19 protein-coding genes are annotated in these 20860 nt (G+C 64.0%); 7 read left to right on the top strand and 12 right to left on the bottom strand.

Annotation, left to right across the window (positions count from 1 at the left end):
* The 3 genes from ACTHNZ_RS03225 to ACTHNZ_RS03215 form a co-directional block, all read left to right on the top strand.
* The coding region (locus ACTHNZ_RS03225; RefSeq protein ID WP_440541051.1) for a DUF3309 family protein at positions 1 to 100 on the top strand (100 nt) is incomplete at its 5' end.
* Between the two features lie 104 nt (positions 101 to 204).
* Positions 205 to 687, top strand: coding sequence for a glycosyltransferase (locus ACTHNZ_RS03220; RefSeq protein ID WP_440541049.1), 483 nt, complete (start codon positions 205 to 207; stop codon positions 685 to 687).
* A 1-nt stretch (position 688) separates the two neighbouring features.
* The gene (locus tag ACTHNZ_RS03215; RefSeq protein ID WP_440541048.1) at positions 689 to 2488 is read left to right on the top strand and encodes an HAD-IIB family hydrolase; all 1800 of its coding nucleotides are present in this window, start codon (positions 689 to 691) and stop codon (positions 2486 to 2488) included.
* Positions 2489 to 2588: 100 nt separating this feature from the next.
* On the opposite strand, the gene ACTHNZ_RS03210 is transcribed toward ACTHNZ_RS03215, so the two are convergent.
* A complete protein-coding gene (locus ACTHNZ_RS03210; protein WP_440541047.1) occupies positions 2589 to 3299 on the bottom strand; it encodes an MgtC/SapB family protein in 711 nt (236 codons plus the stop codon).
* A gap of 187 nt (positions 3300 to 3486) precedes the next feature.
* Here ACTHNZ_RS03210 and ACTHNZ_RS03205 point away from each other — a divergent pair, with 187 nt between their 5' ends.
* Positions 3487 to 4065 carry a DUF4142 domain-containing protein gene (locus ACTHNZ_RS03205; RefSeq protein WP_440541046.1) on the top strand — a complete coding sequence of 193 codons (579 nt, stop codon included), beginning with the start codon at positions 3487 to 3489 and terminating at the stop codon, positions 4063 to 4065.
* Positions 4066 to 4208: 143 nt separating this feature from the next.
* Here ACTHNZ_RS03205 and ACTHNZ_RS03200 read toward each other — a convergent pair whose 3' ends face one another.
* Positions 4209 to 5510 carry a UDP-N-acetylglucosamine 1-carboxyvinyltransferase gene (locus ACTHNZ_RS03200; RefSeq protein ID WP_440541045.1) on the bottom strand — a complete coding sequence of 434 codons (1302 nt, stop codon included), beginning with the start codon at positions 5508 to 5510 and terminating at the stop codon, positions 4209 to 4211.
* Between the two features lie 320 nt (positions 5511 to 5830).
* On the opposite strand from ACTHNZ_RS03200, the gene ACTHNZ_RS03195 reads away from it, so the two are divergent.
* Entirely contained in the window at positions 5831 to 6439 is a 609-nt protein-coding gene (locus ACTHNZ_RS03195) for an IMPACT family protein (protein ID WP_440541044.1), read from the top strand.
* 799 nt (positions 6440 to 7238) lie between these two features.
* On the opposite strand, the gene ACTHNZ_RS03190 is transcribed toward ACTHNZ_RS03195, so the two are convergent.
* The 4 genes from ACTHNZ_RS03190 to ACTHNZ_RS03175 form a co-directional block, all read right to left on the bottom strand.
* Positions 7239 to 8450 carry a diguanylate cyclase domain-containing protein gene (locus ACTHNZ_RS03190; RefSeq protein WP_440541050.1) on the bottom strand — a complete coding sequence of 404 codons (1212 nt, stop codon included), beginning with the start codon at positions 8448 to 8450 and terminating at the stop codon, positions 7239 to 7241.
* A gap of 93 nt (positions 8451 to 8543) precedes the next feature.
* Complete coding sequence (locus ACTHNZ_RS03185; RefSeq protein ID WP_440541043.1) at positions 8544 to 9719, bottom strand: GGDEF domain-containing protein; 1176 nt, start codon at positions 9717 to 9719, stop codon at positions 8544 to 8546.
* A gap of 290 nt (positions 9720 to 10009) precedes the next feature.
* Positions 10010 to 10561, bottom strand: a complete 552-nt coding sequence (gene cysC / locus ACTHNZ_RS03180) for an adenylyl-sulfate kinase (RefSeq protein ID WP_440541042.1) — start codon at positions 10559 to 10561, stop codon at positions 10010 to 10012.
* Between the two features lie 105 nt (positions 10562 to 10666).
* A complete protein-coding gene (locus tag ACTHNZ_RS03175) occupies positions 10667 to 11446 on the bottom strand; it encodes an NAD(P)H-dependent oxidoreductase (protein ID WP_440541041.1) in 780 nt (259 codons plus the stop codon).
* Between the two features lie 73 nt (positions 11447 to 11519).
* Here ACTHNZ_RS03175 and ACTHNZ_RS03170 point away from each other — a divergent pair, with 73 nt between their 5' ends.
* On the top strand, positions 11520 to 12437 hold the full coding sequence (locus ACTHNZ_RS03170) for a LysR family transcriptional regulator (protein ID WP_440541040.1): 918 nt from the start codon (positions 11520 to 11522) through the stop codon (positions 12435 to 12437).
* Positions 12438 to 12490: 53 nt separating this feature from the next.
* On the opposite strand, the gene ACTHNZ_RS03165 is transcribed toward ACTHNZ_RS03170, so the two are convergent.
* Entirely contained in the window at positions 12491 to 13732 is a 1242-nt protein-coding gene (locus tag ACTHNZ_RS03165) for an MFS transporter (RefSeq protein ID WP_440541039.1), read from the bottom strand.
* 102 nt (positions 13733 to 13834) lie between these two features.
* Here ACTHNZ_RS03165 and ACTHNZ_RS03160 point away from each other — a divergent pair, with 102 nt between their 5' ends.
* The gene (locus ACTHNZ_RS03160) at positions 13835 to 14812 is read left to right on the top strand and encodes a LysR family transcriptional regulator (RefSeq protein ID WP_440541038.1); all 978 of its coding nucleotides are present in this window, start codon (positions 13835 to 13837) and stop codon (positions 14810 to 14812) included.
* Between the two features lie 37 nt (positions 14813 to 14849).
* Here ACTHNZ_RS03160 and bktB read toward each other — a convergent pair whose 3' ends face one another.
* The 5 genes from bktB to ACTHNZ_RS03135 all read right to left on the bottom strand — a co-directional run.
* Entirely contained in the window at positions 14850 to 16037 is a 1188-nt protein-coding gene (bktB, locus tag ACTHNZ_RS03155; protein WP_440541037.1) for a beta-ketothiolase BktB, read from the bottom strand.
* 32 nt (positions 16038 to 16069) lie between these two features.
* Positions 16070 to 17866, bottom strand: coding sequence for an acyl-CoA dehydrogenase (locus ACTHNZ_RS03150; RefSeq protein WP_440541036.1), 1797 nt, complete (start codon positions 17864 to 17866; stop codon positions 16070 to 16072).
* Between the two features lie 199 nt (positions 17867 to 18065).
* Positions 18066 to 19121 (bottom strand): AraC family transcriptional regulator, encoded by a 1056-nt coding sequence (locus ACTHNZ_RS03145; RefSeq protein WP_440541035.1) that lies wholly within the window; start codon positions 19119 to 19121, stop codon positions 18066 to 18068.
* Positions 19122 to 19197: 76 nt separating this feature from the next.
* Positions 19198 to 20370, bottom strand: a complete 1173-nt coding sequence (gene ampC / locus ACTHNZ_RS03140; protein ID WP_440541034.1) for a class C beta-lactamase — start codon at positions 20368 to 20370, stop codon at positions 19198 to 19200.
* 225 nt (positions 20371 to 20595) lie between these two features.
* Positions 20596 to 20860: type II toxin-antitoxin system ChpB family toxin (locus tag ACTHNZ_RS03135; RefSeq protein WP_440541033.1), on the bottom strand; the 265-nt coding region annotated here is incomplete at its 5' end.

Raw genomic sequence — 20860 nt, 5'->3', positions numbered from 1 at the left:
GGCCTGGCCGTACAGCCGCGGGTGGGGTTACGGGCCGAGCGGCGGGCTTGGGCTCATCGTCGTCATCGTCGTCATCTTGGTCGTATTGGGCCGCATATAGCCAAGCAACACGAGCGCTCGCACCGGCCGGCACCCGCAATGAGCACACCGGTCGCGAGCGCGCAATGAAGCGATGGCCTACGCCGGGCAGGAGAGCGCGCCGGCGTGCCGCTCAAAATCGCGGCCAAGATCGACAACGGCGATCGCTGGTATTACGAAGGCAACATCGAGGCATTGATGCATCACCCGCTCGTCGACTATCTGGGCGAGCTTGGCGATCGCGACAAACGTGCGTTCCTCGCGGGTGCCCGGGCGCTGCTGTTTCCCATCGACTGGCCCGAGCCGTTCGGTCTCGTGCTGATCGAAGCGCTCGCCTGCGGCACGCCCGTCATTGCGTTCCGGCGCGGCTCGGTGCCCGAGATCATCGAAGACCGGCGCACCGGCTTCATCGTCGATAACGTCGACGACGCGGTGCGTGCCGTCGCTCGCCTGCCCGAAATCGACCGCGTGCAATGCCGTACCGCATTCGAGCAGCGCTTTAGCGCCGCACGCATGGCAGCCGACTACCTGCGCGTATACGGCACGCTGCTCGATACCGGCGCCCGCGGCGGCGAGACGCGCTCGTCCCCGTCGCTTCAAGGAGCTTAAGATGCGATTCGTTGCACTCGCAACCGATTACGACAACACGATCGCCGCGGATGGCAGAGTCGCCGACCACACGTGGGCCGCGCTCGAGCGATTGCGCCAATCGGGGCGGCACCTCATCCTCGTGAGCGGCCGCGAACTCGATGACCTGCGCGCAATCTGCCCGCGGCTCGATTTGTTCTCGCGCGTCGTCGCAGAGAACGGCGGGGTCCTTTATCGGCCCGACCGCGGGGAGAAACGCCTGTTGGCGCCCGCGCCGCCGAAGGCATTCGTCGAAGCGTTGCGCAAGCATGGCATGGAACGCTTCAGCGTCAGCGAAACGCTCGTCGCGACGATGAAGCCCAACGAGCAGATCGCGCTCGAAGTGATCCGCGACTTGGGGCTCGACTTGCACGTCGTGTTCAACGGCGACGCGGTGATGATACTTGCGCCGGGCGTCACGAAGGCAAGCGGGCTGCACGCCGCCCTCGACGAGCTCGATATTTCGCCGCTGAACGTCGTAGGCGTCGGCGATGCCGAAAACGATCATCCGCTGCTCGACGCGTGCGGCTTCTCGGTGGCGGTGGGCAACGCGCTGCCCGCGCTGAAAGCGCACGCCGATTGGGTCACGCTCGGCGCCGACGGACACGGCGTGGGTGAGCTTGCCGATGCATTGGTGGCCGACGACCTGCGCAGCCGGACATCGACGCTCGATCACTGCAAGCTGCTGCTCGGCCATCGGCGAACGCAAGGGGGCGATGCACCCGTCATGCTGGATGCGCACGGCACGATCGCCCTGCTCGCCGGCCCATCGGGCGGCGGCAAATCCACGGTGACGGCCGCGCTGCTGGAGCGACTGCGCCACGCCGGCTATCAAGCCTGCATCTTCGATCCCGAGGGGGACTATGGTCACGAAGGCGATCTGGTCGCGCTGGGCGATGCCCATGCCACGCCGTCGCTCGACAGCGCCGTTCAATTACTCAGCACCGGCAAGCAGAGCGTTGCCGTCAACCTGCTGCGTGTTCCGGTGCTCGAGCGGCCACGCTATTGCGCGAGCCTGCTGTTGCGGCTGCAGGCACTGCGGGTGCAGACGGGGCACCCGCATTGGCTCGTGTTCGAAGAAGCCCACCAACTATTCCCCGCCGATTGGAATCCCGCGGACGAATCATTGCCCTCGATGCTGGAAACCGCGCTGGCGGTGACGGTCCATCCCGACCAGGTCGCACCAGCCTTATTGCAGCAAGTCAATACCGCGTTGGCCACGGGCGCGCACCCCGCCGAGACCTTGGCAGCTTTTGCCACCGCGATCGGGCTTCCTCGCCCTCCTTTGCAAGGGAACGAAACGCTCGAGCGGGGCCAATTGCTCGTTTGGCATCCCCGAGCCCAGAAGCAAGGGAAGCATGGAAAGCAGGGAAAGCAATACGAGCACGGCGAGAACGTCTTCGTAGTCTCGGTCGAGCCGGGGACGACGCAGCGCCGGCGCCACCACCGCAAATATGCGGAAGGCCTGCTGATCCCCGAGCGCAGCTTTTACTTCCGAGGCCCCGAGGGCAAGCTGAACCTGCGTGCGCACAACCTGGTGCTCTTCCTCGAGATCGCGGACGGCGTGGACGTCGACACATGGCAATACCACCTGAAGCGAGGCGATTATTCGCAGTGGTTCGGGGAAGTGATCGGAGACGAGGAGTTGGCGAGCGAGGCCCGCTCGATCGAGCAGGCGAATACGCTCGATCCCGGCGATAGCCGGGCGAGAATCAGGGCGGCGGTCGAGCGCCGCTACACGCAGCCGGAAAACCCATCGCTTCCGCCGCTTCGAGCACCGTAAGGCGTACTAACGAAACGCTGCCGACGCATGAATCGATGAGAGCATGAACGCGCCGATGCGAGTCGGCCCCTCCCGCTCAAGCTCGCCGCGGCACGGCGGCTCAATCGGTCATCGACCACTGCACGGACTGCGCGCCGCTGGCGGTACCCACCTCGGCGAACGACGGCGCCACACGGTGAGTATCGAATTCCTCCTTCCAGCGCACGAGGTAGCGCGACTCGCAAATGCCGTCTCGTTGCGCGAGACGCGAAGCACGCGGTTCGAGCGTGCACCCGCGCTGTTGGAGTTGCTCGGCCAGCCGTTGCGGACAGTCCGAGTCGATCGCATGGCAGACGGTCAGCCATGCCGCCTTGCGGCGCTGAAGCTTGTGCTCGACGAAGCGCAACCCCCAGAGGACGACCAGGCCGAGGATGCTGCCGCTCACGCCCAACGCGTATTGGCCCCCGCCGAAGCACAGGCCGATGACGGTCACGAACCACAGCATCGCGGCCGTCGTCACGCCGCTGACCAATCCGTCCTTCCGAAAGACGGCGCCCGCCCCGATGAAGCCCATCCCGGTCAGGATGCCTAGCGGCAAGCGCATCAAGTCGAGCGTGGCGAAGCTCGACGAGCCTTTTCCCGTTTGTTCGAGCAGGGCATTCACCTGCAACATCGCCACGCAGGCCGCGAGGCAAACGAGGATCGTCGTTCGCAACCCCGCAGCCTTGCCCGATTCGCTGCGATCGAACCCGAAGGCGGCGCCTGCCGCGAGCGCGCAAGCAAGACGCACGCAGGCGGAAAGCCAATCGAGCGTAAGCGGCATCGTGTCCATAGCGGGGCGGCATCGGCTCGGAGGCCGATCGAGAGTAGGGACGGGTCATTCCATCGTCGAGCAAAGCATGCACCTGCTCGCATGATCTGTGGGTACAGCGTTTGCGTACGACGAGGCGGATCGCGCGCTCGACGCGCGCCTTTATCGAACGTCTTCCGTCAATGCTGTGCTTTTTTCAGGAGCCCAAATGAAGAAGCTGAAGCTGAAGCGAACCGCGCTAGCCATGACGTGCTGCGTCTTGCTGCTCCCCGTCGGCATTGCCGAGGCGCAAACGCAATCGGCTGCCGCGTCGCAATCCGAAGCCGCGTCGACGACCGCGGCCAATCCGCTGCCGCAGGCTGATCGCGATTTCGTGCAGGCGGCATCGATGTCGTCGTCGACCGAAATCGATGCGGGCAAACTGGCGCAGAAAAACACGAAGGACAAGGACGTCAAATCCTTCGCGCATCGCATGATGGTCGACCACACGAAGATGACCGTGGAATTGAAGGCCGCGGCGCCGCACGGCGTCGACGTGCCGAAAGACAATTCCGACACCAGTATCCTCGACGCGTTGAAGCCGCTCAAGGATAAGGATTTCGACGATGCCTACATCGCGAAGGTCGGGCTCAAGGGCCACGAGGACGCCATCGCCGCGTTCAAGAAGGAGATCGCGGACGGTCAAAACGCGAAGCTGAAAAAACTCGCAAAAAAGGGCTTGCCGATCATCGAGCACCACTATCAGCTCGCACAGCAACTCGCCAAGAAGAAAGGCGTGCAGCAATAACGCGGTGGCTGCCTGCGCCATGCATGCTCCGATACGGCGTAGCGCCTGCGGCCTGCAGGCGCTACGCCGGGCGCAATCAATCGGCCTGGGCACGCTCGATCGAGCGACACCTTTTTGTTGCGTAGGCGGTTGCGCCTAGAGGCTCAATCGCTCTTCGTCCACTCCACGTTCGCTCCGACCGACCGCAGGTTTTCGACGAAGCGCGGATGAGCGCGCCGGATCGGCAACGCATTCGTGATGACGGAGCGCCCTTCGATGCTGGACGCGACCATGAGCAGCGCAATGGCAACTCGGATGATATAAGGGCTCTCCACCTTAGCCGGGCTCAGCGGGATGCCGCCGAACGTGATGAGCCGATGCGGATCGGACAAGAAGACATGTGCGCCGAACTTCGAGAGCTCCACCGACCACCCCATGGCGCCGTCATACACCTTGTTCCAGAACATCGCGCTGCCTTCGGCGCGCACGCCGAGGGCGATGAAGATCGGCAGTAGATCGACAGGCAGGTACGGCCAAGGCGCCGCTTCGACCTTCGTGAGGATGTTCGGCGTGAACGGACGCCGCACGCGCAACGGACCGTCCCGATGTGCGCGCGACCAGCCGTCGCGATGGACCAAGTCGACGCCGAACTTCGCAAACGTGCGATCGATCAGCGGAAACTGCTCCGGCGCGCTGTTCTTGACGACGATGTCGCCACCCGTGATTGCACCCAACGCTAGAAACGTCGCGATCTCGTGGAAATCTTCGCTGAAGCGGAATTCGCCACCGCCGAGCCGGCGACCGCCCTCGACGACGAGCCGCGACGTGCCGATGCCTTGAATGGGCACGCCGAGCATCGCGATGAAGCGGCAAAACTCCTGAACGTGGGGCTCCGACGCCGCATTGACGAGCGTAGAGGTGCCCGAGGCGCTGGCCGCGCACAAAACGAAGTTCTCGGTGGTGGTGACCGATGCATAGTCGAGCCAGTGATCATTCGCCGCCATGCCGGTTTTCGTGCGGACGATCAGCGAATCGGACGTGCGCTCGATGTGGGCGCCGAAGCGTTCGAATACTTCGACGTGCGGATCGATCTCGCGCACGCCGAGCGTGCAGCCTTTGACGTCGTTTTCGAGTCGAGCTACCCCGAAGCGGGCGAGCAGCGGCGGAACGAGCATGATCGACGAGCGCATTTCCTCCGGCAAATGATGCTCGGCCGGATCGAACGCGGTGGCGTGATGATGCAGATCGAGGATGCCCGTGGAAAAATCCATCGATACCTCGCTCCCGAGCGTGCGGAAGATGTCGAGGATTTTCTTGACGTCGGTGATTTCGGGCACGCCGACGAGCCGCAGCGGCTGGTCGGTCAGCAAGGTCGCGCAAAGAATCGGGAGGACAGCGTTCTTGTTGGCGGACGGGATGATCTCTCCGCGAAGCGGGAGGCCGCCATGGACGATCAGATCGGACATATTTCGGGGCAAAACGGATGAATGGGGCGTGGCTAAGAAACGCAGGCGCATATCATGCCACGTCCGGCCTGCAGTGGACGGGAATGTTGCCGACGAAACCGGCAATTGCTCATTTCGCTCTCGGCGCTCGATAATCGCGGGGCGCGCCGTCCGCGGGGCATAGGCGGTGCATGCGTCATACGGAAAGCGGGCGGTACCGCATTGCGGGCGCCTGCCACCGATGTGAACTCGGAGGCGGGACGCTTTTGCATCAAGCACTTACATAAGCTGCGAGCAGGTTATGCACAGCTTTGCCAACACAAACTGGGGATAAGTCCGTTTTGCCCACTTTCACGCTCGCCGGCCCTATCTCAGCCGAACTCGAAATCCGCAAGAGCCGCTTCATCGGGCATGCGATTCCCGTTGTCGATCGCGATGCGGCGATGCAGGCGCTGCGCCTCCTGAGGGACGCGCACCCGGGCGCCACGCACGTGTGCTGGGCGTTGCTTGCCGGCGGGCAGTCGGGCATGTCGGACGACGGCGAGCCCTCCGGCACGGCCGGCAGGCCGATTCTCGAAGTGCTGCGCCATCATGACCTCGACGGCGTGCTGGCGGCCGTCGTTCGATATTACGGTGGCGTGAAGCTCGGCGCGGGCGGTCTCGTCCGCGCCTATACCGATGCGATCGCGAGTGCGCTTCAGCACGCGCAGCGCGTCGAGCGCATCGCTTACGGCTTGCTCACGATCGAAATCGACTACGCCGACGAAGCACGAGTCCGGCGCTGGATGGAACAGGAAGCGGTGGAACTCGTCGACAGCCGTTACGGAATGTCCGTGCAGCTCGTGCTGCGCATGCCCGCCACGAAGTGCGACGCCGCCCGCGGCACCTTGCGCGACTTGACGCAGGGACGCGCAGGTTTCGAGCGGAGCGACGGGGGCGCCGACCGCTGAAACGGATCGCCCGCCCATTCGCGCTTGCGTCAAAGGGTCTGCCGTGCGGGATCCCTGATCCTTTCTTGTTCATTACAGGACATGCTTCCGATCCGGCTCGCGCCGGACGACCGCGCTCGCCCGTATTCCCCGCGGGCGGCTTTGGCACAAGGCTATTGGGCGAATTGGGCGTAAAACCTTGCTCCTTTCCTCCAATTGGTTCGTGCCGGGCGGGTCTACACTGCTTTCCATGGAGCCAGACATCGGCTCCATCCACGAAGCCCTCGCGAAGCGACGTGGTGTAACAGAGATTGACGTAAAGCTGGATGGTAGTCGTAGGAATTCCTCTCAGCACCAGGGTAGTTGCTGAAAGGTTTCGAAACCGGGGTTCGGGCAGTGCGTCGTAGCAGTGACAAGACCGAGCAGTGAGCAGTACTGAGCAGTTCGAAGCATCTAGCAGTTCGAAGCACCTAGCAGTTCGAAACACCTAGCAGTTCGAAACACCTAGCAGTTCGAAGCACCTAGCAGTCCGAAGCACCTAGCAGTTCGAAGCATCTAGCAGTTCGAAGCACCTAGCAGTTCGAAGCACCTAGCAGTCACGAGTACCTGATGGGTAGTACCGTAGTTGCAGCGCAGCAGTCGGCAGTACCGGAAGCACCAGCAGCACAACACCTCGGAATAGCAGTAGCAGTTGCGGTAGCAGCACCCCTGGAAGTAGAAGCACCCCTTGCAGTAGGTTCACCTCACCTCGAAGTTGCAGTAGACGGGCCCTGCCTCTTCCCTGGGTAGGGCCCCGCCGTTTTCGAAGCAGCGCCCCTCCCTACTTCGCCACGCTGACCCCATACGCGCTATCGTTCGCCGTCACGGGCCCGAAGCGGAACCTCGACCGCTCGCGCTTGGCCACGTACATGGCCGCATCGGCGACATCGACGAGCTGCCGTACGTTTTTGACGCGGTCCGGATACGTGGCGATTCCGATGCTGAGGCCAATCTGAAACCGGCCGGCATACTCGGCTTGCGACACGGCGTGGACCTGCTCGACCAAACGGCGAGCCAGCGCACGCAACTGCTCGTCGTCACCGTAATCCGTCAACAGCACGACGAATTCGTCGCCCCCTACCCGCGCGAGCAGATCTTCACGCCGAACGACAGCCGAGAGCCATTTGGCGAGACGCCGCAAGAACACGTCGCCGGCCCCATGCCCAAGCGCATCGTTGACGCTCTTGAAACCATCGATATCCAAGTAGAACAGCGCGACCTTTTCACCTTCCACGCCAGGCCTTGCCGCCAACGCATCGATGGCGGCAAGCAGCCGTCTCCGATTCGGCAACCCGGTCAACGGATCGCACCCTGCCTCGCGGTCCATCGCCTGCGAATAGGCGTGGATATTGGCGAACGCGCGCTGCTGAACCACGAGCGCGTAAGCCAGTAGCGCCCCGATGAAAATCGCGAGAACGGCCAGCGCGCCGCCGCCGAACATCACGCGCTCGCGCGCATCGGCCGCGGCCGTGTGGCGACGCGCTTGCCAAACTTGGCTCAGCCGGTCCAACTCCGCTCGCAAGCTCTCCATCTCGCGCCTGCCCACGTCCGTCTGCACGAGCGCAACCGATTCGCGCCAACCGCTGCTGCGCGCGACGTCGATCGTGCGGGCCAACTCGGCCAGCTTGTTGCGTCGAGCCACATCGATACGGTGGACGATCTCCATCGACTCGGGATCGCCCGCCACCGCGTCGTTCAACTGCTGCATGGCTTGAGCGATGTCCCGCGTGCCGCGGACATACGGCTCGAGATAAGCGGCGGATCCTGTGAGCAGATAACCGCGCTGTCCGGTCTCGGCGTCCTGAAAGTCGTCGAGTGCGCGATTCGTCGTGCTGAGCACCGAGAACGCGCGGTCTTCGGAGACGCCGTCCTGGATGATCACATGGGCCTCATAGACGAAGGCAGCGGCCGCGACCAACAAGCCGACGACGAGCACGACATACAACGCGACGAAACGATTGCGATCGCTACGCGCCGATCGATACAGCCGCACGGGCAAGGCTTTCTCCGGGAGGCGTGGTGTTAAATCTGACGAGTTCAATCATAGTCGAGCGAGACTGCCCTATCACGTCCGCACAAGCCCTGATCAACCGGGTTGCGCCACGCGTTCATCGGACTCCCCACGCGACGATGCCATCACGACGCAATCGCGCCCCAGCGCCTTCGCCGTATAGAGCGCCGCATCCGCCCGGGCCAAGACGCGTGCAAGGCGATCGCCGGGACCGAATTCATCGACGCCGGCGCTGAACGTGTACGGGGTTTGACCGCATGGCTGCGCCGCGATCGCCAAGCGCAGCCCGTTCGTCAACTGCAAGGCTTCGACTTCGCCGGTCGCGGGGAACAGCACGGCGAACTCTTCTCCTCCTAGGCGCCCGAACAGATCGCCGGGCCGCATCGAGCGCGACACCGTCGTGGCGAAGTGCACCAATGCGCAATCGCCGGCAGCGTGACCGTAGCGGTCGTTGACGGCCTTGAAGTTGTCGAGATCCAATATCGCGAGAGCAAGCCGCGTTCCACTCGCTCGCGCAGCGTTGACCGCCGTTTCCGCACGCTCCATGAACGCGCGCCGCATGAGCGCTCCCGTCAACTCGTCGACCGTCGCGAGCCGCTCCATGCGCTCGGCCATCCGATCGTGCGCGAGCATGACCATCCCGATCGACATGAACGGAAAACTCAAAATGCCGAGGCCCAAAAATCCGATGTTCAGCGCGGAAGGATCGAGGAGCGTGGCTTGATGCGCCCACCCGGCGCCGTAGGCGATGGAGCGTGCCACATGCAGCAACGAACCGGCGAAGGCCGCGATCGCGAGAAAGTAATAGCTGTATTTCGGACGATGGACGGGCCGATGGCGCAATACCGTCCAGCCGACTGCCACACGCACGTAAGCGAAATAGCCGGAGCTGACGGCGGCGCTCGCATCGAGATCGGGCCGGACGTCAATCAGATAGAGGAGCGCGACGTAGACGAGGATAACCGCGGCGTACTCGGAGCGCGTTGCTTTGGGCCGCCCGAAGAATTCGCGCGTGCCCTGCAAGATCAGGAAACTCGCGAGCAAGAACGATCCAGCGCCGACGGCCATGCCAAGCCAGGCCGGCAGCCGCGCGACGGCGAGAACCAAACCGATTCCAACTGAAAAGAGCCCATAGGCGGCGCACCAGCGGGCCACGCCGCGGACATCGGCGTGCAGCAGCGAGCCGAGCACCGCGGCGCTCATCACGCAGGACATGAGCGCGATGCCAAGAAGCGCAACAGTGCTGGGCATGATTGGAATTAGTTAGACTTGGACCGATGGCTTAGAGCGGGCCGCTCCGCATTCATCCGGAGGAATGGAGGCCCCTTACACGCGGCATATCGTATCGCACTCTAAGGTCCGATCAACCGATGTGTCGCGAAGCAGACATCGAAACTAGCGGTCGGGTTTTGCGAGCACCGTTGCGATAGGGGGATGAGGGGATATTGCCGTGATTCGGGCCAAAGCCCCGCCGAAGCACCATTGTTCAGACATTTCGACAACGATGGCATCGGCTCCAACCCGCAGCCTTGCGCAATCCGCTAGGCCGCCGCCCTGCCTCCGATGACGCGCAACACCGCCTCCACGGCCGCGTCCGTCGTCTGCAAGCTCGTATCGATCGTCAGTTCCGGCGCAAGCGGCACTTCATAGACGTCGCCCACGCCTGTCAAATTGGCAAGTTGCCCGGCTCTGGCCTTCTTATAAAGTCCTTTCGGGTCTCGCGCCTCGCATACGGCGAGCGGCGTAGAAACGAATACTTCGACGAATCGGTCGTTGCCCACCGTCTCCCGTGCGCGATCGCGGTCGTCGCGATACGGAGAAACGAGTGCCGCAATGGCGACGACCCCTTCGGCATTCAACTGCCTACACCTTTGCGCCACGCGCCGAACGTTTTCGCTGCGATCCTCGCGCGAGAACCCTAGATCGCGACACAGCGTCTGGCGCACGAGATCACCGTCCAAAACCTCGCAGGCCATCCCTTTACCGGCCAAAGCGCCAGCGAGCGCATGGGCGATCGTCGTCTTGCCGGCGGCGCTCAAGCCCGTCAGCCAGATCGTGCAAGGAGGGAACGCCGTCGTCTCGCCGATCGTCATTATCTGGCCCCAATTTCTCAAAGTAGCGGCTGTATCGCGCGGCGAAAGACCGCGCGGCGCGACAAGAATAGCGCAATGGGCCCCGTCGCCGCGCGCCAGGCACCGTCATTTTGCGACATGCACGCTCAGCCCCGTCTGCTCCGGCAAAATGTCGTCCCTCAGCGTGCATTCGGGAATGCTGTAATCGCCGCCGTTCTGCCGCCGATACGGTATCGGCCTCGTGCTCCACAACTCGTCCAAGCGCCGCCCCAACGCTTCGCTCGTCTGCGCGAACCGCGCTTCGTCCATCTTGCTCGTCCGGTAGACGACGAACGGCGGCAGCACGTCGAAGCCCGGATAGAACAACACCCCGTGATTGATCGGAAACAGGATGTCGTCGATCGGTCCGTTGATGCCGCGCTCACCATAGTGCGGCTCCCATCCTCCGGTCGTGACGACCAGCATCGCTCGTTTGCCGGCCAGCGATCCTTCGCCGTACCGATCGCCCCAGCGCTGATCCGAGTGTTCGCCGACGCCATATGCAAAACCGTATGCATAGATCCGCTCGACCCATCCCTTGAGGATCGCCGGCATCGAAAACCACCAAAGCGGAAATTGCAGGATCACCGCGTCGGCCCACTTCAGCTTTTCCTGCTCGGCCGCGATGTCCTCGCTTTGCGTGCCGTTCTCGAACGCGTGCTTCGAGCCGAGCGACGGATGGAACGCGGTGCCCGGCACGTGATCGGTGTCGTCGAACGCATCGAGCGTCGCCTTCCACTTCATCGCATAGAGATCGGAGACGCGGACCGTATGACCGGCCCGCTGCAACCGATTCACGGAAAAATCCTTCAGGGCGCCGTTCAGGGAGGTCGGCTCGGGATGGGCATAGACAAGCAGTACGTTCATGGCAGGGCTCTCCAGGGATGGTTGGAGACACAGCCTACGTTCCGGCGCGCTATATTAGAAATGAATTACAGAAATGATAGGTATAGCCGTGGATAATCGCCTGAGAAACTTGGACCTCAATTTGCTCGTCACACTCGACATGCTGCTGACCGAGCTCAACGTGACGCGCGCGGCGCAGCGGCTGCACTATTCGCAGCCTTCCGTCAGCGTGCAACTCGCAAAACTGAGAGACGTATTCGACGATCCGCTGCTGCTGCCCGGCCCCCGCGGCATGCGCCCCACGCTGCGCGCGCAGCAACTGCGCGAGCCGCTGCGCGATGCGCTGGCCGCCATCGAACGCGCCGTCGAGCCCCCTCGCGCCTTCGAGCCGCTGCGCGCAAACCACACGTGGAAGGTGGCCGCCACCGACTACGCCGAATCGACGATCGTTCTGCCGGCGCTGCGGCGCTTGCGTCCGGCCGCCCCGGGCACGCGGCTCGCGATCGTGGAAATGGCGCCGCCCCGCTTCGAGAAACAAGCCGAGCAAGGTGAGATCGATCTCGCCTTTCATACGGTCGTGGATTCGCCGGAGGGGCTGCGCCGACGCGTCCTGTTCGAGGAGCGATACGTGCTCGTCGGGCGCGCCGGTCATCCGCGGCTCAAGCGGCGGCCCACACTGGCGCAGTTTTGCAAGCTCGAGCACGTCATCGTATCCCCCGAAGGCGGCGGCTTTCACGGCGTCACCGACGAAGCGCTGCGCAAAGCCGGTCTCACCCGGCGCGTGGTACTGTCCGTCCCGCACTTTCTATTCTTGGTGTCTGCGATCGCACACACGGATCTCGTGGCAATGGCCCCTTCGCGGTTGGTGCACGGGAACCCCGCATTGCGCCTGGTGCAGCCGCCCATCGACGTTCCCGGATATGAAATGTGCATGCTCTGGCATGAGCGGGCGCATCGCGATCCCGCGCATCAGTGGCTGCGGGAACAGATCGCCGCTTCGGTGTCGGACTGAGCCCGCGTTGAACGGCGCGGGCCTGCGCTCTGCTCCTATCGCGGCATGCCCGCTCACACCCGGTGCGGCCAGACGCGCACGACGAGCGCCGCGAGCGAGGTAGCCACCGCCATCGAGATCACGCCGGCCCAGCCCCACTGCGCCAGCACGAGGCTGCCTATGGCCGCACCCGCCGCCATGCCGATGAACATCCCGACGAACAGCACCGCGTTGAGGCGGGCACGCGAAGCCGGATCGATGCCGTAGACGATCGTTTGATGCGCGATCAGCGTGGTCTGGAAACCCAGATCGAAACCCACCGTCGCCAAGGCGAGCAACACCAACTGCGCATGCGGCGTCATGAAGGACCCGAGGGCCATCACGGCGAACGAAACCGTGACCAGACCGATACCGAGACGCGTGACGCGTTCCGGCCCGCTGCGGTCCGCCAAGCGTCCCGCCAGCGGCGCCGCGAGCGCGCCGGCCGCCCCGGCCAGCCCGAACGCGCCCGCCACGGCACTGCCCAAATGAAACGGCGCACCATGCAGCAGGACCGCGAGGGTCGACCAGAACGCGCTGAATCCCATCGCGAGCAGCCCTTGAGCCGTCGCGGCGCGGCGCAGCGCACGCTGGTGCCGCCAAAGATGGCCGAGCGAGCGAATCAGCGCGCGATAGGGCAAGTGCGTCGTCGGCTGGAACGACGGCAAGCCGCGCCACGCCGCCACCGCGATCGCCGCCACGCTGACGGCCGCCGAGACGAACATGGCGCGCCAGCCCGCATGCGCCGCGACCACGCCGCTGACGACGCGCGAAAGCAAAATGCCGAACAACAGCCCCGTCATCACGGTCCCCACGATCTTGCCGCGCTGCGCGTCGGGCGCCAACATGGCCGCGGCGGGCACGACGTCTTGCGCCATCGTGGCCGATAGGCCAATCGCAAAGCTTGCCGCAAGCAGGAAGCCGATCGAGGGGGCGCCGGCCGCAAGCAGCAGCGCGGCGACGAGCGCCATCGCCTTGACCAGGATCACGCGGCGCCGGTCATAGCGATCGCCGAGCGGCGCCAACAGCAAAATCCCGAACGCATAACCGAGCTGCGTCAGGGTCGGCACCATGCCGACCACGCGCGCCGACGCGCCCGTGTCCGTCTGCAGCACGGCCAGCATCGGCTGGCAGTAGTACAACGGCGCGACGCCGAGCCCCGCCGCCAGGGCAAGCAGCAAGACGAGCCGCGGGCGCGGCGATGCCGCGCCGCTTCGTGCCGAATCGGTATGAGCCGCGCCGGCCGGCGCGATCTCGAGCATCTCTGTCGTTGACATGGTGGAGGCACACTCATAGGGATCAGGAATGGACGCGAGTGTGACGGCTCGAACGCCATGCCGGTAGTAGCGCCGGGCGAAGAGTTGTTATACGCTCGACGTATGGCCGAAAAACACCACCCTCCTCCCGTCACGCAAGGCGGTGCGCCCACCCTCGATTTCTCGTTGAGCGGCGCGGGCCAGCGTTTTCAATTGATGGAAACGTTCGTGCGTATAGTGGAATCGGGCAGCTTGTCGGCCGCCGCGGCTCAGTTGCACACGACGCAGCCGACGATCAGCCGGCGCTTGCAAGCGCTCGAGCGATCGCTCGGCGTGCGGTTGCTGCAGCGCTCGACCCATACGATGCGGCTGACCGTGGACGGCGAACGATGCTTCAAACGGGCCAAGGAGCTGCTCGCGAGTTGGGCATCGTTCGAAGCCGACGTGCGCGGCGCGCAAGAGGAGCCCGAGGGGCTGCTGCGGGTGGCGGTGCCGCATGCGTTCGGGCAGCAGAGATTGGTCGAGCCGTTGGTGCGGTATTTGAACGACTACCCGCGCGTGTCCGTCGAGTGGCTGTTGCAGGACGACGTGCGCGACTTCATCGCGAACGGAATCGATTGCGCGATCCAGGTAGGCGAGCCCAACGATCCTGCCGTCGTGGCGATCAGGCTATCGAAGGTGCCGCGCATCGTCGCCGGCTCCCCGTCATTGCTTGAGGAGGGCCGCATACCGCAAGATCCCGAGGAACTCGTCGCGTTGCCGTGGCTGGCGCTGCGAACGTATTACCGCACCGAGCTGACGCTGACGCATGAGGAAACGGGCGAGACGCGGCGCATCTCGATCGCCCCGCGTATCAGCACGGACAACCTCTATGCGCTACGAACCGCCGCTTTGCTCGGCATCGGCGCGTGCGTCAGCTCGGCTTGGCTGCTGGCAGACGACCTGGCCGACAAGCGGCTCGTCCAACTGGCGCCGAAATGGCAAGCCGCACCGCTGCCCGTCTACCTTATCTATCCGCACGCGCAGTTCTATCCTTCGCGCTTGCTGCGGTTCATCGCGCTGATGCGCGAAGCGGTATCGCCGGCGACGGGCGGCGCGTAGGACGGATTCGCGCCGAAAGTTCAGACCGCCCGTCGATTTACTGCAGATTTTCGAAGATCGCAGCGATCCCTTGACCGCCGCCGATGCACATCGTCACCAATGCATAGCGGCCGCCGATGCGCTGCAACTCGTCGATCGCCTTGACCGTGATCAACGCCCCCGTCGCACCGATCGGATGGCCGAGCGAAATGCCGGAACCATTCGGGTTCACCTTGGCCGGATCGAAGCCGAGCTCGCGCGTGACCGCGCAGGCCTGCGCGGCGAACGCCTCGTTCGCCTCCACCACGTCGATGTCGGCAACCGACAACTTCGCCCGCTCCAATGCCAAGCGCGTTGCCGGTACCGGCCCGATGCCCATGTGCAGTGGATCCACGCCCGCATGCGCGTAAGCCACGAGCCGTGCCATCGGCCTGATGCCGCGATGCTCGGCCGCTTCACGCGACATCAAGAGCACGGCGGCGGCCGCATCGTTGATGCCTGAGGCATTGCCGGCCGTGACGGTCCCGTTCTCGCGGGCGAATACGGGCTTGAGCTGCGAGAAGTCTTCGATCGTCGCGTTGTTGCGCACGTGCTCGTCCGTATCGAAGACGACGTCCTTGCCCTTCACGCGACGCGAAATCGGCACGATCTGCCGCTTGAACCGGCCTTCGGCAATCGCGCGCTCCGCACGGCGATGCGATTCCAGCGCAAGCGCGTCCTGGTCCTCGCGCGAAATGCCGAACTTGCGCGCGACGTTTTCGGCCGTGACGCCCATCGGCACGGCATGCAACGGATCGTTGAGCGCGCCGAGCATCATGTCGATCATGCGCGCGTCGCCCATACGCGCGCCGAAACGCACGTCGGGGGCGATGTACGGCGCACGGCTCATGCTTTCCGCGCCGGCGCCGATCGCGACCTGGGCATCGCCGAGCATGATGGTTTGCGCCGCCGACACGATCGCCTGCAAGCCGGAGCCGCAGAGGCGGTTCACGTTGAACGCCGGTGTGGTCTCGGGAATGCCCGCATTGATGGCCGCCACGCGCGACAGATAGAAATCCTTCGGCTCCGTGGCGATCACATTGCCGAACACGACGTGATCGACGTGCGCCGCTTGCACGCCGGCGCGGGCCAACGTCTCGCGAACGACGATCGTTCCCAACTCGGTCGGCGCGAGGTCCTTCAGGCTGCCGCCGAATTTACCGATGGCGGTGCGAACGCCGCCTACGACCACCACTTCCTTGTTCATGCGCGCTCCTATCGGGATCAACGATATCGGGATCAGAATTGTTCGGGGTCGAGTGCAAGCCAGCCTTCGCCGCCCTTTGCACTGACGATCGCCACCTCTAGCGCCACGGCATGCGGCAGCAAGTGGTCGGCAAAGAATTGGGCCGTCAGCAGTTTCGCGCCGTAGAAAGAAGGGTCCTCGGCTCGCTTCTCCTGTGCGACCAGCGCGGCGCGCGTCATTTGCCAGCCCCCGAGCACGAGGCCCGCGAGCTTCAGATACGGCACGCTGCCGGCGAACACGGCATTCGGGTCGGTCTTGGCGTGCGCGACGACGAACTCGATCACGGAAGCCAATGCACGCCGGCCGGCTTCCAACTGCGTTGCGATGGCGTGCAAGGCGGGCTCGTCCTTGCTTTGCGCCTTCGCGGCGCCGATCGTCTCGTCGATCGCGCGCAGCAGGCTTTGCGCGACGGCGCCGCCGTCCCGCAGCGTCTTGCGGCCCACGAGGTCGTTCGCTTGAATTGCCGTCGTGCCTTCGTAGATCGGCAGGATCCGTGCATCCCGGTAGTACTGCGCCGCACCCGTTTCTTCGATGAAACCCATTCCGCCGTGCACTTGCACGCCGAGGCTCGTCACCTCGAGCGACATCTCGGTGCTCCAGCCCTTCACGATCGGCACGAGGTATTCGTAGATCGTCTGATGCTTTGCACGCTCGCCTTCGTCGGCATGGTGATGCGCGATATCGCTATGCCCGGCCGCCACGTAAGCGAGCGCACGCGATGCTTCAGTGAGCGCGCGCATCGTCATCAGCATGCGGCGCACGTCGGGATGATGAACGATGGTCACGGCCTGCTTGGCCGAGCCGTCGACAGGCCGGCTCTGCACGCGCTCCTTCGCGTACGCGGCGGCTTTCCGATACGCGCGATCCGCCACGGCCACACCTTGCATGCCCACGGCGAAGCGCGCCGCGTTCATCATGATGAACATGTACTCGAGGCCGCGATTCTCCTCGCCGATCAAATAGCCGATCGCCCCGCCGTGGTCGCCGAACTGCAGCACGGCCGTCGGGCTCGCCTTGATGCCGAGCTTGTGCTCGATCGAGACGCAGTGGACGTCGTTGCGTTCGCCGAGCGTACCGTCCTCTCCGATCATGAACTTCGGCACGATGAACAGCGAGATGCCCTTTACGCCTTCCGGCGCATTCGGCGTGCGCGCCAGCACGAGATGGACGATGTTCTCGGCCATGTCGTGCTCGCCCCAGGTGATGAAGATCTTCGTGCCGAACACGCGATAGGTGCCATCGCCCTGCGGTTCGGCGCGCGTGCGCACGAGCGCGAGATCGGAGCCGGCTTGCGGCTCCGTCAGATTCATCGTGCCCGTCCACTCGCCTGAAATGAGCTTGGGCACGTATCGCTGCTTCTGTTCCTCGCTGCCTGCCGTCAGCAGCGCTTCGATGGCACCGTCCGTCAGCAACGGACACAGCGCGAAAGACAGATTCGCCGCGTTCAGCATTTCGATGCAAGGTGTCGCGATCAGCTTCGGCAAGCCTTGCCCGTCGTATTTCGAAGGATGCTGCCCGCCCTGCCAACCGCCTTCGACGAATTGGCGAAACGCCTGCTTGAAGCCGGGCGCCGCGGTCACCGCACCATCGCGCCAACTGCTCGGATTGCGATCGCCTTCGGCGTTCAGCGGCGCCAGTACCTGCTCGCAAAGCTTGCTCGATTCTTCGAGCACCGCCTGCGCCGTATCGATACCGGCTTCTTCGAAACCTGGGAGACCGGCCACCTCGTCGAGGCCGGCCAACTCTTTCAGAACGAACAGCATGTCCTTGATCGGGGCGGTGTAGCTCATAGCGGACTGTCCAAGTGAAAGGTGAAACGCGCACGGCGCGATATGACATATGCTGCCACGCTGCGATGAGTTGGACTAGATCGTAGCGAGAAACCCCCTCGGCCGGCTGGCCAAACCGGACCACCTAGTGACATATCTGGCCAACACGACCCAACCGGCAACTGGCGGCCGGCCACGGGCAGCGGTCGTCTTGCCGCGGCTAGGCCCGGCGGCGGTAGGTCCCGGGCGTGCTGCCGGTCCAATGACGGAAGGCCCGATGAAAGGCGCTCGGATCGTCGAAGCCGATATCGCCGGCGATCTGCGTGATCGTCTCCGCGGTTTCGGTCAGCCGGGCAATGGCGATGTCGCGCCGAAGCTCGTCCTTCAAGGCCTGGAACGTCGTCTCCTCGCTCGCAAGGCGCCGGCACAGCGTGCGAACCGAGCAATGCAGGTGCCGAGCCGCTTGCTCGATCGTCGGCAGATCGGGCAACTGCTCGGCCAGATATTGGCGGACGCGGTGGCTCACCCACTGCTCGCTGAACGAACCGAAGATCCAATCGCCGGGGGCGCGCGCGAGAAACTTGCCCAGATTGCGCTTGCTTTGCCGAATCGGCAAGTCGAGGTACGCCGCACTGAATCGCAACAGCGTCCCCTCGCGATCGAAGAGAACCGGCCCTGAAAAGAAATAGCGGTGATCGAGTGCGTGGGCCGGCCGCGGGCAGGCCAGCTCGACTTGCGTGAGCGGAATGTTCTGGCCGATGAGCCAGGACGACACGCCGTGGACGAGCTTGAGCATCAACTCGTGCCCCAACGGGCCGATCCGATGCAGCGAGGGATTCGGGCGCAGCGTCAATTGAGCGACCGAACCGATGCGCCGCGACTCCAAGCGGAAATCGTCGAGCACGATATGAAAGAACTGACAGAAGCGATGCAGCGCCGTTTCGAGGTTGCGCGCATCGAGCAGGCTCAAGCAGAGAAATTTCAGCGTGCCGCTGCGCAGCGGGCGGCTGAAAAAGCCCGGCATCTCGTCGTCGAGCGCAATCGCGATTGCCTGGTAGAACATCGAGAACTGCTCCTCCGTCACGCGCGCGCCGGGCTCCCCCAACAACTGCGGCGCGATGCCGGCTTCTTCCAGATAGCGGCGGATCGTTTCGGGACGCGCCTTCGCGCCCGCGAGAAAGGCCTTCACGAGCGAGATGGGGACGGTGGCGATCGGCGGCTCGGGCGATGCGCGTCGCTTGACCGAGCGCGATCCGGCGGCGTTGGGGCGGTTCATGCGCAGGTCAGAAAAAGGCCTTGGCTGGCCGGGACGAGAGGGAGCAATGATAGCCGCTCGTCGTCGCGACTGCTCGTTACGGTTGCGATGAGGCGAACGAGTCCAAGATCCGATACGCGGCACGAACACGCTCGTCGATCGGGAAATTCTTGTTCGCGAGCAGGACGATGCCAAGGTGTCTTTCCGGAATGAAGGCAACGTAGGCCCCGAAACCGTTCGTCGATCCAGTCTTGTCGATCCAGACGTTCCGACTCGGTGCCTGCGGCGGCGCGACGCGCGACACCGGTATCGGGTTCAAGATGACGGCCGCCGAATTGCCTTGAAGCAACGCGCTCAGCGTCACGGGATAGGCGTATTGCTCCCAGACGAGATCCTGCGTCATCGGCCCCGCTCGAAAATAGCCCGTGTGAGCCTGCGTGACGGCACGCTGCCACTGACCGTCGAGCGTGGCCGGGTTCATGTTCGCCGCCAAGAAGCGCAGCATATCGGCGGCTGTTGACTTCACGCCGTAGGTGGGCGCCGAGAGCATGCCCGGTTTCATGCGAATCGGCGCGCCCTGCTTCGTGTAGCCCTGGGCGTAGTCGCTTTCACGCGCCGCGGGCACATCGATGAACGTACTGTTCATGCCGAATGCCGGAAGGAGCCGCTGCTGCATCAGCGCAGTGAAATCGTCGTTCATGCTTTTCGCGGCGATCATGCCGAGCACGCCGACGCCGAGGTTCGAATAAGTCCGGTACGTTCCGGGCGCGTAAGCTGGCTGCCACGCCTTCAGGTAGGCGATGAGGTCGTCGTCGTTTTTGATCTTATCGGGCACCTGCAGCGGCACGCCGCCCGGCGTATGCGTGCCGAGGTCGACGAGCGGAATTTCGCCGAACTTGCTGTCGCGCAATGCCGGCAGGAACTTGCTTACCGGATCGGACAACGATAGACGGCCGGTCACGTTCGCATAGGACACGAGCGTCGCGGCCAATGTCTTGCTGACGGAGCCGAGTTCGAACAGCGTGCGATCGTCGACGGGACGGCCGGTCTCGGTCGATGCAACGCCGTAGTTGAATATGTAAGGCTTGCCGTCATCGATGACGCCGACGGCCATGCCGTGAATGCCGTCGTTTTTCATGAGCGGTTCGATCACGGTGTCGACGGCTTTCTTCACCGAGCCTTTCGGGGGTTCGGCTGCACGGCTGGCGGCGGCCGCTACGCATGCGGCAACGCCGATCGTTGCGAGAAGGCGAATGACGCTTCGCTTCATGGGTCTGATTCTCCTTGGATACGGCGCATCGATGGATGCAGGTAGACGAGGCCGAACGGGAGCGACGCAAAACCGGGGCTTCGCGGTTTTGCTTTTGGATCGATCGGGAGACCGGCGCTTCGTCGATGCGGGAATATCCGCCGATCGGCGGTTCGTGACAATCGACGATTAATTGAGCGAGGGTGAAGAAAAACTATTGATAGCAAATTCAAGCGACACGTTTATCTACTCGATAATCGTCTGCAACCTGGCCAGTGCGTCCTCGACCACCTCCACGGGCGCGCGTTCTATCTTGCGCGCACCGCTGCCCTCTAGATCGAGCATGCGTACCATGTTCACAAGCGCCACACCCTGCGTCTCCGTTCCTGAGCCCGAGAGGGGTACTGCGAAGCCTGCAAAGCGAGCGAATTCACCTCCCTGGGTGATCGGGGCGACAAGCGCCACACCCAAGGCATTGAACGTGGCGGGAGAGAGCACAAGTGCCGGACGA

Origin of the sequence: Trinickia sp., from assembly GCF_051953955.1 — a bacterium.
GTDB lineage: Bacteria > Pseudomonadota > Gammaproteobacteria > Burkholderiales > Burkholderiaceae > Trinickia.
The sequence above is the reverse complement of the archived record's forward strand: the minus strand, read 5'-3'. Positions and strand labels throughout refer to the sequence as shown.

Coding starts and splice junctions, on each gene's coding strand:
- ACTHNZ_RS03165 (WP_440541039.1), bottom strand. CDS start 13,732: ATGTCAACGACAGAGATGCTCGAGATCGCGCCGGCCGGCGCGGCTCAT.
- ACTHNZ_RS03185 (WP_440541043.1), bottom strand. CDS start 9,719: ATGCCCAGCACTGTTGCGCTTCTTGGCATCGCGCTCATGTCCTGCGTG.
- ACTHNZ_RS03170 (WP_440541040.1), top strand. CDS start 11,520: ATGATAGGTATAGCCGTGGATAATCGCCTGAGAAACTTGGACCTCAAT.
- ACTHNZ_RS03150 (WP_440541036.1), bottom strand. CDS start 17,866: ATGAGCTACACCGCCCCGATCAAGGACATGCTGTTCGTTCTGAAAGAG.
- bktB (WP_440541037.1), bottom strand. CDS start 16,037: ATGAACAAGGAAGTGGTGGTCGTAGGCGGCGTTCGCACCGCCATCGGT.
- ACTHNZ_RS03160 (WP_440541038.1), top strand. CDS start 13,835: ATGGCCGAAAAACACCACCCTCCTCCCGTCACGCAAGGCGGTGCGCCC.
- ACTHNZ_RS03200 (WP_440541045.1), bottom strand. CDS start 5,510: ATGTCCGATCTGATCGTCCATGGCGGCCTCCCGCTTCGCGGAGAGATC.
- ACTHNZ_RS03205 (WP_440541046.1), top strand. CDS start 3,487: ATGAAGAAGCTGAAGCTGAAGCGAACCGCGCTAGCCATGACGTGCTGC.
- ACTHNZ_RS03210 (WP_440541047.1), bottom strand. CDS start 3,299: ATGGACACGATGCCGCTTACGCTCGATTGGCTTTCCGCCTGCGTGCGT.
- ACTHNZ_RS03215 (WP_440541048.1), top strand. CDS start 689: ATGCGATTCGTTGCACTCGCAACCGATTACGACAACACGATCGCCGCG.
- ampC (WP_440541034.1), bottom strand. CDS start 20,370: ATGAAGCGAAGCGTCATTCGCCTTCTCGCAACGATCGGCGTTGCCGCA.
- cysC (WP_440541042.1), bottom strand. CDS start 10,561: ATGACGATCGGCGAGACGACGGCGTTCCCTCCTTGCACGATCTGGCTG.
- ACTHNZ_RS03145 (WP_440541035.1), bottom strand. CDS start 19,121: ATGAACCGCCCCAACGCCGCCGGATCGCGCTCGGTCAAGCGACGCGCA.
- ACTHNZ_RS03175 (WP_440541041.1), bottom strand. CDS start 11,446: ATGAACGTACTGCTTGTCTATGCCCATCCCGAGCCGACCTCCCTGAAC.